8 protein-coding genes are annotated in these 12499 nt (G+C 57.7%); 2 read left to right on the top strand and 6 right to left on the bottom strand.

The features are described 5' to 3' along the window. Positions 1-80: 80 nt before the first annotated feature. The 6 genes from asnB to nagB all read right to left on the bottom strand — a co-directional run bounded on the left by asnB (position 81) and on the right by nagB (position 7688). Positions 81-1745, bottom strand: coding sequence for an asparagine synthase B (gene asnB / locus ACMGGW_RS04230; protein ID WP_004939961.1), 1665 nt, complete (start codon positions 1743-1745; stop codon positions 81-83). A gap of 283 nt (positions 1746-2028) precedes the next feature. Continuing rightward, positions 2029-3471, bottom strand: coding sequence for a carbohydrate-binding protein (locus ACMGGW_RS04235; protein ID WP_060447626.1), 1443 nt, complete (start codon positions 3469-3471; stop codon positions 2029-2031). A gap of 190 nt (positions 3472-3661) precedes the next feature. Beyond that, positions 3662-4414: an HAD-IIA family hydrolase gene (locus ACMGGW_RS04240; RefSeq protein WP_004939957.1), complete on the bottom strand. Its 753-nt coding sequence runs from the start codon at positions 4412-4414 to the stop codon at positions 3662-3664. 67 nt (positions 4415-4481) lie between these two features. Next, positions 4482-5702, bottom strand: coding sequence for a DNA-binding transcriptional regulator NagC (gene nagC / locus ACMGGW_RS04245; protein ID WP_004939956.1), 1221 nt, complete (start codon positions 5700-5702; stop codon positions 4482-4484). 27 nt (positions 5703-5729) lie between these two features. Then, complete coding sequence (nagA, locus tag ACMGGW_RS04250) at positions 5730-6869, bottom strand: N-acetylglucosamine-6-phosphate deacetylase (protein WP_025301856.1); 1140 nt, start codon at positions 6867-6869, stop codon at positions 5730-5732. 18 nt (positions 6870-6887) lie between these two features. After that, complete coding sequence (gene nagB / locus ACMGGW_RS04255) at positions 6888-7688, bottom strand: glucosamine-6-phosphate deaminase (RefSeq protein WP_004939952.1); 801 nt, start codon at positions 7686-7688, stop codon at positions 6888-6890. 334 nt (positions 7689-8022) lie between these two features. Here nagB and nagE point away from each other — a divergent pair, with 334 nt between their 5' ends. Together nagE and glnS are read left to right on the top strand one after the other, a co-directional pair. Next, the gene (nagE, locus tag ACMGGW_RS04260) at positions 8023-10059 is read left to right on the top strand and encodes an N-acetylglucosamine-specific PTS transporter subunit IIBC (protein ID WP_025301857.1); all 2037 of its coding nucleotides are present in this window, start codon (positions 8023-8025) and stop codon (positions 10057-10059) included. Between the two features lie 240 nt (positions 10060-10299). Next, complete coding sequence (gene glnS / locus ACMGGW_RS04265) at positions 10300-11964, top strand: glutamine--tRNA ligase (RefSeq protein WP_025301858.1); 1665 nt, start codon at positions 10300-10302, stop codon at positions 11962-11964. The last annotated feature ends 535 nt before the right edge of the window (positions 11965-12499 follow it).

Consider the following 12499-nt stretch of genomic DNA (forward strand, 5'->3'; position numbering starts at 1 on the left):
GGCAATTCAGGCAGTTGGCGGGCGGAAAAGGCAACAAAAAGGCGGGCCAAAAGGCCCGCCCTGAGGGAAATGCCGCGCAATTATTTATAGGCGGCCTGGTGCACGCCGACGGCGCGGCCGGAAGGATCGTCCATCTTCTTGAACGATTCATCCCACTCGATGGCCTTGGCGGACGAGCAGGCGACGGATGGGCCGCCCGGCACGCATTCGGCGGCGCTCGGCAGCGGGAACAGCTCTTCGAAGATTTCGCGGTACAGGTAGCCTTCTTTCGACGTTGGCGTGTTGTACGGGAAGCGGAAACGCGCGGTTTCGAGCTGTTGATCGCTAATTTGCTGCGCAGCCACCTCTTTTAACGTGTCGATCCAGCTATAGCCGACGCCGTCGGAGAACTGCTCTTTCTGGCGCCAGGCCACGCTGGCGGGCAAATAGGACTCGAAACATTCGCGAACGATGTGTTTTTCCATTTTGCCGTTGCCGCACATTTTATCTTTCGGGTTGATGCGCATCGCCACGTCGAGGAATTTCTTGTCCAGGAACGGCACGCGGGCTTCGACGCCCCAGGCGGACATCGCCTTGTTGGCGCGCGCGCAGTCGAACATGTGCAGCGCCAGCAGTTTGCGCACGGTCTCTTCGTGGAATTCGCGGGCGTCCGGCGCCTTATGGAAGTACAGGTAGCCGCCGAACACTTCGTCCGCGCCTTCGCCGGAAAGCACCATCTTGATGCCCATCGCCTTGATTTTGCGCGACATCAGGTACATCGGCGTCGAGGCGCGAATGGTGGTGACGTCGTAGGTTTCGATGTGATAAATCACGTCGCGGATGGCGTCCAGCCCTTCCTGCACGGTGAAGTGGATCTCATGGTGCACGGTGCCCAGGTGGTTAGCCACCTCTTGCGCGGCGCGCAGATCCGGCGAGCCTTCCAGCCCGACGGCGAAGGAGTGCAGCTGCGGCCACCAGGCCTCGCTGCGTTCCTGATCCTCCACGCGGCGCGCAGCGTACTTCTTGGTGATCGCCGAGATGACCGAGGAATCCAGCCCGCCCGACAGCAGCACGCCGTAAGGCACGTCGGACATCAGGTGGCTTTTCACCGACTCTTCCAGCGCGGTGCGTAGGGCGGCGGCGTCGGTCACGTTGTCCTTGACGCTGTCGTAATCGAACCAGTCGCGGCGATAATATTCGCGGATCTCACCGTCCTGGCTCCACAGGTAGCTGCCGGCCGGGAATTCCTTGATGGTGCGGCACACCGGCACCAGCGCTTTCATTTCCGAGGCAACGTACAGGTTGCCGTGTTCGTCATGGCCCATGTACAGCGGGATGATGCCCAGGTGATCGCGGCCGATCAGGTAGGCGTCTTTTTCAGTGTCATACAGGGCAAAAGCGAACATGCCTTGCAGATCGTCGAGGAAGTCCGGTCCTTTCTCCTGATACAGCGCCAGGATTACTTCACAGTCGGAGCCGGTCTGGAACGCATAGCGGTCGCTCAGCTGTTGGCGCAGCGCCTGGTGGTTGTAAATTTCGCCGTTGACCGCCAAAACGTGGGTGTGCGCAGCGTTGTACAGCGGTTGAGCGCCGTTGTTGACGTCGACGATCGACAGGCGTTCGTGGGCCAAAATGGCTTTGTCGCTGGCGTAAACGCCGGACCAATCCGGGCCGCGGTGGCGCATCAGACGTGACAGCTCCAGCGCTTTCTTACGCAGTTCAACGGGATCGGACTTCAGATCGAGCACACCGAAAATAGAACACATACAACTCTCCTAACGGGCTTTTATGACTGTGATGTTGTTTTTACTGTTATGGGCAGCATTGCCGATTTATCAGCGATAACGCGGTTTTGCTGCGCTGTGGTTATGAAAATGCGCCAAAAGCTGCGGAGGATGCAAGCGTTTTAGCCATGCGCTGAGAAATAGTTGTTTGCGTGGCTGAGGTTTTTAACGGATTTTCAGTTATCGGCGTAAAAAATTGTCGATTATGCAATTTTTAGCGTGATGGCGGGATTGCCGGCCAGTTTGACCGGCAATCGATTAGCGATTAGGCGATGAGCTGCCAGAGGGTGAACGCGGCATCCGGCGTCCAGCCGGCATTGGAGGTGTGCGCCTGAATACAGGTGTATTTCTTGCCTTTATAACTCACGACGTCGCCGGCTTTGTAGCTGTGGTTGTTCTGCCATTCGGGCGCGCCCGGATCGGGCGGCGTGCCGTCGTTGGCGGTTTTGACCGCCAGCGCACTGCTCGGCAGGGAGGTATTGCCCAGGGTGTCGGTCGCGGTAACGAAGTAGCTGTACTGGGTTGCCGGCGTCAGACCGCTGTCGGCCAGCGACAGACCGGCGGTTTGGCCGATCGGGTTGCCGTTGCGGTAGACGGTGTAGCTGGCGATCGGTGAGGCGCCGGTGGCGGCGGCCCAGCTCAGTTTCAGCGAGGTGGCGCCCAGCTCGGAGACCGTCAGCGCCGTCGGCGCATTAGGCTTTCCCGGCGGCGGGGTGACGCCGCCCTGAATCAGCGGCGCATAGCGGGTTTTGAACTCCCAATTGTAGGCGACGCCGGCTTTGCTCTTGCCGTTATCCCAGTTGATTGACCAGGTCATCAGGCCCTTGATCGACAGGTTTTTGGCGTCGAGACGCGAGAAAGCGTTATACACCGCCTGTTTGTTGACCACGTAGCCGGTGGCGGCGGCATCGTTGTTGCTCGGCAGGCCGATGACGAATTTCGCCGCCGGGATCTTCGCATAGCCGCGGGTGCCGGTAACCAGGCTTTCCGTCAGGTAGTAGAGGAAATCCTCTTTCATGGCGTCGTTATTCTGCGTGATCCAGGCATTGAGTTCATCCACCCAAATACCGTCGCCGCCCTGGTTATAATATTGCGGCGCGATAAAGTCGTAATAGCCTTCGAGGGCGTTAATATAATCCAGGTAGGTGCCGTTGGTGCGCAAATACGGGAATTCCGGCGCCATGCTGATAATAAAGTTTTTCCCCTGGGCGGCGTAATGGTCTTTTACTTTTTTCAGCGCCGCAGGCAAGACGGTTTTATTATTGGCGGCGCCGATCGCCGCCTGTTCCAGATCGATATCCAGGCCGTCGAAGCCATAGACTTCCACCAGGCGAATAATCTCGTCTTTCAGCTTGTCTTCGTCGCCGGTTTTCAGCTCGATATGCGCGTCTGCGCCGCCGAGGGAGATCAGCACCGCGCGGCCCTGGCTGTTCAGCACGCCTACCTGGCGGCGAAACTCGGCGTCGGACAGGTTGTAAGGTTTGAAGGTCGGGATGCCCTGGCCTTTCATAAAGGCGACGGCCACCACGTTGTACTCGGCGGGAATGTCGGTCAGGTTCATATTGGTGAACTGGCCTTGCTGATAGCCGTCACTGACGCCGGCGGCCCAGTTGTGCCAGAAACCCATCAGGATCTTTTTATTGGCGATAGACGGCATAATGGCCGCATCATCGGCGGCGACGGCATTAATAATGTTATTTGTGCTCATGGTAGCCTCATTGATAAGGGGGAAGGGTTTTCCGCTCGCCGGCAATATCAGCTATTGGCGGGGCGTAAAGTTATAATGAGGATTTTTAATGCAGGCAGGCTGAAACCTTTTGCTGCCATGAACGAATTAAATTCAAACTGACGCTGAGGGAGAAGGAAATAATGGCGGCCGGACGGCCGCCATGGCCGCATCAGAAGATAGTGATATCGGCGACGGAAGGGTAGACATAGCTCGGGCGGAACGGCATGGTTTCGATGTCGCTCAGCGTGGAGACACCGGACAGTACCAGAACGGTTTCCAGGCCCGCCTGGAAGCCCGCCAGGATGTCGGTACGCAGGTTGTCGCCGACGATCACCGTTTCTTCCGAGTGCGCCTGCATTTTGTTCAGTGCGGCGCGAATGATCCACGGGCTGGGCTTGCCGACGTAAAACGGCTTGCGGCCGGTGATCTTCTCGATGGGGGCACACAGTGCGCCGCAGGCCGGCGAGAAGCCGTGGCCGTGGCTATCCGGGTTGGTGGCGATAAAGCGCGCCCCATTGCTCACGAAATAGGCGGCTTTGTGCATCATGTCCCAGTTGTAAGAGCGGGTTTCACCGACGATCACGAAATCCGGGTTGATGTCGGTGATGGTGAAACCGGCTTTGTACAGCTCATGGATAAGGGCGCCTTCACCGACCACGTAGGCCTTTTTGCCTTCCTGGCGGCGCAGGAAATCGGCGGTGGCCATCGCCGAGGTATAGAACGCGCTCTCCGGCACTTCCAGCCCGGCGGCGGCGAAGCGGTTCGCCAGATCCTGCGCGGTCTGTGACGGGTAGTTGGTCAGCACCACCAGCGGCATGCCTTGTTCCTGGATGCGCGCCAGGAACAGATCGGCGCCGGGCACCGGCGTATTGTCATGCAGCAGCACGCCGTCGATATCGCATATAACGTTTTTGATTTTCATTTGTCGCTGTTTCTCATGATTACGGCAGGCAAGAGGTGACGATAACACACCTGCCAGAAGCGGCGGATCAGCTTTCCAGCAATCGCTGCAAGAGCACGCCGTTGAGCATCGCGCGTTTGGCCAGGGCGAAAGCGCCGATCGCCGAGCGATGATTGAGTTCGGAGGTCACCACCGGCAGATTTTTGCGGAAGTCCTTCAGTACCTGGGTATTGATGCAGCTCTGGATCGCCGGCAGCAGCACCTTATCCGCTTCGGTGATCTCACCGGCGATCACCACCTTCTGCGGATTGAACAGGTTGATGGCGATGGCCACTGCCTTGCCCAGATAGCGGCCGACGTGTTCGATCACTTCGCTGGCCAGCAGATCGCCACGGTTGGCGGCCTTGCAGATGGCGTTGATGCCGCAGTCTTCCAGCGTCAATTTGCTCGGGTAGCCCTGGCTCAGCAGCTGGCGCACGCGCTGTTCGATCGCCGCGTTGGCGGCCACGGTTTCCAGGCAGCCGAAGTTGCCGCAGTGGCAGCGTTCACCCAGCGGATCGATCTGGATATGGCCGATTTCGCCGACGTTGCCGTTATTACCGAGAAAAATCTGCCCGTTGACGATGATGCCGGCGCCGGTACCGCGGTGCAGGCGCACCAGAATCGAGTCTTCGCAGTCGCGGGTGGCGCCGAAGTAGTGCTCCGCCAGCGCCAGGCTGCGGATGTCGTGGCCGACGAAGCTGGTGACGTTGAAGCGCTGCTGCAGGTTGTCCACCAGCGCCCAGTTGCTGACGCTGATGTGCGGCATGTAGCGCACCACGCCCAGCGCCGGATCCACCAGGCCGGGCAGGATCACCGCGATGGCGATCAGTTCGCGCAGGCGGCGCTGGTTCGCTTCGATGAATTGGGCGATGGCGGCGAACAGCGCATTCTCCAGCGTTTCCTGGGTGCGTTCCGGCAGCGGATAGTGTTCTTCGCTGAGCGATTTACCGCTCATGTCATACAGGGTGATGGTGGCGTCGTGGCGGCCGAGACGCACCGCGACGGTATGGAAATGACGGGTTTCCGACACGATGGAGATCGCGCGGCGGCCGCCGGTGGAGGCTTGCTGATCGACTTCTTTGATCAGCCCGCGCTCCAGCAACTGGCGAGTAATTTTGGTGACGCTGGCGGGAGCAAGCTGGCTGAGTTCGGCAATTTGAATGCGCGAGATCGGGCCCTGCTGGTCGATCAGGCGGTAAACTGCTGCGCCGTTAAGTTGTTTGACTAAGTCAACGTTCCCTATTTGTGCTTGTCCGCCAGTGCTCATCAATAATGTTACTCGCTGTTCATTGAATTAAACCTCGTTACCGTTAACGAGCGTTTTGGTGATCTTGAAATCACGGGTGAAGGCGGTCAGGTTAGCCACCTTGCCGGCTTCGAGGGTGCCCAGACGGTGATCGACGCCAATGGCGCGCGCCGGATACAGCGTCGCCATGCGCAGCGCTTCGTCCAGCGCGATGCCGATATGCTCGACGCTGTTTTGCACCGCTTCGATCATGGTCAGCGCGGAACCGCTCAGGGTGCCGTTCTCATCCACGCACAGCCCATCCCGATAGTATATTGTTTTACCGGCGAAAATAAATTGGTCAATATCTGCACCCGCCGGTGCGGTCGCGTCGGTGACCAAGACCAATTTATCACCTTTCAGGCGTTTGGCGTTACGGATACTCGCCCAGGCCACGTGATGGCCGTCGGCGATGATGCCGGTATAGACCTCTGGCGTATCGAATATCGCCCCCATCAGCCCCGGTTCGCGGCCGGTGATATACGGCATGGCGTTGTACAGGTGGGTGGCGAAGCTGATGCCGGCGGCGAAGCCGGTGCGCGCCTGATCGTAGGTGGCATTCGAGTGGCCGGCGGAGACCACGATGCCGGCCTCGGTCAGTTGTTTAATAACGTGCGGCTCAACCATTTCCGGTGCCAGCGTCACCTTGGTGATCACGTCGGCGTTGGCGCACAGGTAATCGATCATGTCCTGCGTTGGCTTGCGAATGAACGCCGGGTTGTGAGTGCCTTTTTTTACCGGGCTGAGGTACGGCCCCTCCAGGTGCAGGCCCAACGCCTGGTTTTGGTGCTTTTTCAGATAAGCGCGCATCACGTCGACGCTGTGCTTCATGAATTCGTCGCTGCTGGTGATCAGCGTCGGCAGATAGCTGGTGCAGCCGGATTTCTCGTTGGCGCGCTGCATGATCTCCAGCGTTTCTTCCGAGATTGCTTCCAGCGAATCGTTGAACTGGACGCCGCCGCAGCCGTTCAGCTGCACGTCAATAAGCCCGGGGGCCAGGATGGCGCCACCCAGATCGCGCGTTTCGATGCCGGCGGGCAATTCAGCCACCGGGCAGACTCTCTCGATCAGCCCATCAGCGATAATGACTGCATGGTCATCAAGTACGTCGTGGCCGGTATAGATTCGGCCGTGGGTTAAAGCGAACATCGTAGCCCCCTGCAAAGATTAAAGACTTTTCACGCTTTCCGCTTCTAACTCGCGGAAATATTTGACGGTTTTGACTTTCAGTTCCATGGTGGCCGGTTCGTCGCACACCACCACCGCTTTGGCGTGCAGCTGCAGGCAGCTGATGGTCCACATGTGGTTGATATTGCCTTCCACAGCGGCTTCCAGCGCCTGCGCCTTGGCGTGGCCGGTCACCAGGATCATCACTTCTTCGGCATCCAGCAGCGTGCCAACACCGACGGTCAGCGCATATTTCGGCACCAGGCTGACGTCGCCGCCGAAGAAGCGCGAGTTGGCGATGCGGGTGTCTTCGGTCAGCGTTTTGATGCGGGTGCGCGAAGCCAGGGACGAAGCCGGCTCGTTGAACGCGATATGGCCGTCGATACCCACGCCGCCCATGAACAGGTTAATTTTGCCGTAAGATTTGATCTTCTCTTCGTACTGGCGGCACTCGGCGTCGACATCCGCGGCGTTGCCGTTCAGCAGGTTGATATTTTCACGAGGGATATCAACGTGGTCAAAGAAGTTGCGGTACATGAAGGTGTGGTAGCTTTCCGGGTGTTCCTGCGGCAGGCCAACGTACTCGTCCATGTTGAAAGTCACAACATGCTTAAAGCTTACTTCACCTGCTTTGTGCATCGCAATCAGATGTTTGTAGGCTTCCAGCGGCGTGCCGCCGGTAGGCAGGCCGAGGACAAACGGGCGCTCTGCGGTTGGCTTGAATGCGTTGATGCGTTGAACGATATGACGCGCGGCCCATTTGCCGACTTGTGCGGTATCTTTCAGTGGGATAAGTCTCATCTAACACCTCTTGGGATAAGTAAACTAAAGCTATACTGTACGGGCCTGCGGGAGTCCTAAGCGTAACCCAGCTTTATGATTCTCGCGTGAATCGTCCGTCCGGTTGATTTTTTGAATGATAAAATAAGTTTTGTGTGATGGCCAGCAATCTGGGAGGGAAAGACTACTTTTTGGTGATATTTATCACAAAAAAGGAGGTTTTAATTTGCGATACAAAATAAATTTTTTACACTCGGCATGAGTGATACGTGCCAAGCATTGTTTCTAAAAAGGTAGTGAGAGCTCCAAATAAACTACTAATAGGGTCCGTCCGCGGACAACATAGGGGGAAAAGGTGAACATTCTTAGTTATTTGCAAAAGGTGGGACGGGCGCTGATGGTGCCGGTCGCCACGCTGCCCGCCGCCGCCATCTTGATGGGCGTCGGGTACTGGATTGACCCTGTTGGTTGGGGCGGCGACAACGCTTTCGCTGCCTTATTGATTAAGTCTGGCTCTGCGATTATCGATCATATGGCGGTGTTGTTCGCCGTTGGTGTCGCCTACGGCATGTCCAAAGATAAGGACGGCTCTGCCGCACTGACCGGTTTCGTCGGTTTCCTGGTGCTGACGACCCTCTGTTCACCGGCCGCCGTGTCGATGATTCAGAAGATCCCGCTCGATCAGGTGCCTGCCGCGTTCGGCAAGATTGAGAACCAGTTCGTTGGTATTCTGGTGGGTATCATCTCCGCCGAAGTGTACAACCGCTTCAGCGGTGTCGAGTTGCCTAAGGCGCTGTCGTTCTTCAGCGGCCGCCGTTTGGTGCCGATCCTCATTTCCTTCCTGATGATCCTGGTCGCTTACATCCTGATGTTCGTCTGGCCGGTCGTGTTCGGCGCTCTGGTGAGCTTCGGCGAACACATCCAAAAATTGGGCTCCGTCGGCGCGGGTATCTATGCCTTCTTCAACCGCCTGCTGATCCCGGTCGGCTTGCACCACGCGCTGAACTCGGTGTTCTGGTTCGACGTGGCCGGCATCAACGATATCCCTAACTTCCTCGGCGGCCAGCAGTCGATTGACGCGGGTAAAGCGGTTGTTGGCATCACCGGCCGTTATCAGGCGGGCTTCTTCCCGATCATGATGTTCGGTCTGCCGGGCGCGGCGCTGGCCATCTATCACTGCGCGCGTCCTGAGAATAAGGCGAAGGTGCTGGGGATCATGATGGCAGGGGCATTCGCTGCCTTCTTTACCGGCATCACCGAACCGCTGGAGTTCTCCTTCATGTTCGTGGCACCGGTGCTGTACGTGATCCACGCCGTACTGACCGGTATCTCGGTGTTCATCGCCGCTAACATGCATTGGATTTCAGGCTTCGGTTTCAGCGCCGGCCTGGTGGATATGATGCTGTGGGTGCGTAACCCGCTGGCGACCCACTGGTACATGCTGATCCCGCAGGGCCTGGTGTTCTTCGTTATCTACTATGTGGTGTTCCGCTTCACCATCAACAAGTTCAACCTGATGACCCCGGGCCGCGAGCTGGCGGTTGCCGGTGACGAAACCGACGGTTATGACGTCAACGTCAACAGCAGCGCCGGTAAAGACGAGAACGAAACCACCACGCTGGCCCGTCGCTACGTCGGCGCGATCGGCGGCTCCGACAACCTGACCGGCATCGACGCCTGCATCACCCGCCTGCGTTTGAACGTGAAGGACTCTGCGCTGGTGAACGACGCATTGGCGAAACGCCTTGGTGCGTCGGGCGTTATTCGTCTGAACAAGCAGAGCGTACAAGTGATCGTCGGCACCCGTGCCGAGCTGATTGCCAGCGCAATGCGCAACGTAATTGCGGCCGGCCCGGTAGCGGCTGCGGCGGCTCCGGCGGCGGCCCCTGCCGCGGAAGTCAAACCGCAGGCGGTGCCGAACGCACCGAAAGTCGCGTTTGAAACGCTGGTGGCGCCGGTGACGGGTGAAGTCGTGGCGCTCGATCAGGTGCCGGACGAAGCTTTCGCCAGCAAGGCGGTCGGTGACGGCCTGGCGATTCGCCCGACCGACAAGATCGTGGTGGCGCCGGCGGATGGCACCGTGGTGAAAATCTTCAATACCAACCACGCGTTCTGCCTGGAAACCGACAAGGGCGCTGAGGTCGTGGTACACATGGGGATCGACACCGTCGCGCTGGAAGGCCAGGGCTTCAAACGCCTGGTGGAAGAGGGCGCGGAAGTGAAAGCCGGTCAACCGATTCTGGAACTGGATCTGGATTACCTGAACGCTAACGCGCGCTCGATGATAAGCCCGGTGGTGGTCAGCAACGCTGACGACTACGCCGGCCTGGCGGCGCTGGCCAGCGGCTCGGTGGTCGCCGGTCAGACCAAGCTGTACGAGATCCAAAAGTAAGGCCGTTTTTACCTGAGTAGTATCCGGGGCCGGTCACGCATCATGGCGGAGTTTGCCCCGACTTGGCGGGAAGAGAGCGATCTCTTCCCGCTTTTTTTATTCCGTTTCGCCCCATGGCGGTGCGCTGCGCGCCGATGGTGCAACGCGCCGCATTTTTCGTGAAACAAACGGTTGTTTCCAGACGTGGCTTGTTGGATCATAGGCGGTTATGTGTAGCGCTTTGCATTGAGGAACAGTGAAATGAGTGAGGCTGAAGCCCGCCCAACCAATTTTATCCGTCAGATCGTCGATGAAGATCTGGCGTCGGGGAAACACACGTCGGTACATACCCGCTTCCCGCCGGAGCCTAACGGCTATCTGCATATCGGCCACGCCAAGTCCATCTGCCTGAACTTCGGCATCGCCAAGGACTATCAGGGCCAGTGCAACCTGCGTTTCGATGACACCAACCCGGTGAAAGAAGACATCGAGTTCGTGGAGTCAATCAAGCACGACGTGGAGTGGCTGGGCTTTGAGTGGAGCGGCAACGTTCGTTACTCCTCAGACTATTTCGATCAGCTGCATCAGTATGCGGTTGAGCTGATCTCCAAGGGCCTGGCCTACGTCGATGAGCTGTCGCCGGAGCAGATCCGTGAATATCGCGGCACGCTGACCGCGCCGGGCAAAGACAGCCCGTACCGCGATCGCAGCGTGGAAGAGAACCTGGCGCTGTTCGAGAAGATGCGCAACGGCGAGTTTGCCGAAGGCGCCGCCTGCCTGCGCGCCAAGATCGATATGGCTTCGCCGTTTATCGTGATGCGCGATCCGGTGCTGTACCGCATCAAGTTCGCCGAACACCACCAGACCGGCAATAAATGGTGCATCTATCCGATGTACGATTTCACCCACTGCATTTCCGATGCGCTGGAAGGGATCACCCACTCGCTGTGTACTCTGGAATTCCAGGATAACCGCCGTCTGTATGACTGGGTGCTGGATAACATCACCATTCCTTGCCACCCGCGTCAGTACGAGTTTTCGCGCCTCAACCTCGAATACGCCATCATGTCGAAGCGCAAGCTGCACCAGTTGGTGGCCGAGAAGATCGTTGAGGGCTGGGACGATCCGCGTATGCCGACCGTTTCCGGTCTGCGCCGTCGCGGTTATACCGCCGCCTCTATCCGCGAGTTTTGCCTGCGCATCGGCGTGACCAAGCAAGACAACAACGTCGAGATGGTGGCGCTGGAATCCTGCATCCGTGACGATCTGAACGAGAACGCCCCGCGCGCCATGGCGGTGCTGGATCCGGTGAAAATCGTCATCGAGAACATGGGCGATGCGGTGGAAATGGTCACCATGCCTAACCACCCGAACAAACCGGAAATGGGCAGCCGCGATGTGCCGTTTAGCCGCGAAATCTATATCGATCGCGCCGACTTCCGCGAGGAAGCCAACAAGCAGTACAAGCGTCTGGTGCTGGGCAAAGAAGTGCGTCTGCGCAATGCGTACGTGATCAAGGCCGAGCGCGTCGAGAAGGACGAAGCGGGCGAGATCACCACCATCTTCTGCAGCTACGATGCGGAAACGCTGAGCAAAGATCCTGCCGACGGCCGCAAGGTGAAGGGCGTGATCCACTGGGTGTCTGCGGCGCACGCGCTGCCGGCGGAAATTCGCCTGTACGATCGCCTGTTCAGCGTGCCTAACCCGGGCGCGGCGGAGGACTTCCTCTCCACCATCAACCCGGAATCGCTGGTGATCAAGCACGGCTTCGTTGAGCCGAGCCTGGCGGCCGCACAGCCGGAGAAAGCCTACCAGTTCGAGCGTGAAGGCTACTTCTGCGCCGACAACCGTTACTCGTCGGCCGAGCATCTGGTGTTTAACCGCACCGTCGGCCTGCGTGACACCTGGGCGAAAATCGAAGGCTAATCTTATTCGCCTCGAAAATTAATGAATCAGCGCGGCTTAGGCCGCGCTTTTTTATACCTGCGATTTAGCGAATAATCTGTTCCTCTCACATTTATCTGGGCTGCGTTTAATTAATCGCAGCGCGTGAGGCCATAAGTTTTCTGATATTGGCCTTATTAATCTTAATTTTCACTTATATATTCGTGATGCGAATTAATTTCATTTAGAGAGCGCTCTCAATTTTTATCGTCTGCCTGACGAATTTAGTCAGGCTGAAACCATTAATCGTCTCTGGTTGACCTTGTATCTCAATTTATTCTGATTTAATTGAATTTTTTATTCGACACCTTCCATGATTGCCGGCGTAACAAAATATCACTGATATGTGCTCCTTGTCATACTTTGACAAATCTTCCGCATTTTTCATTTGATAATTCGCGTCGCGAAAAATAGTCTGTCTGTAGCAATTAGTGCTGTGGGAATAACATCTCGTCGGCAATATTTTTTACCCGTTCGGGTTTTTTATTGGCAGTCGTGCAGGGCAGTGGTGAACACA

It is taken from the genome of Serratia sp. BNK-4 (assembly GCF_048685115.1).
Taxonomy (GTDB): Bacteria; Pseudomonadota; Gammaproteobacteria; order Enterobacterales; family Enterobacteriaceae; genus Serratia; species Serratia bockelmannii.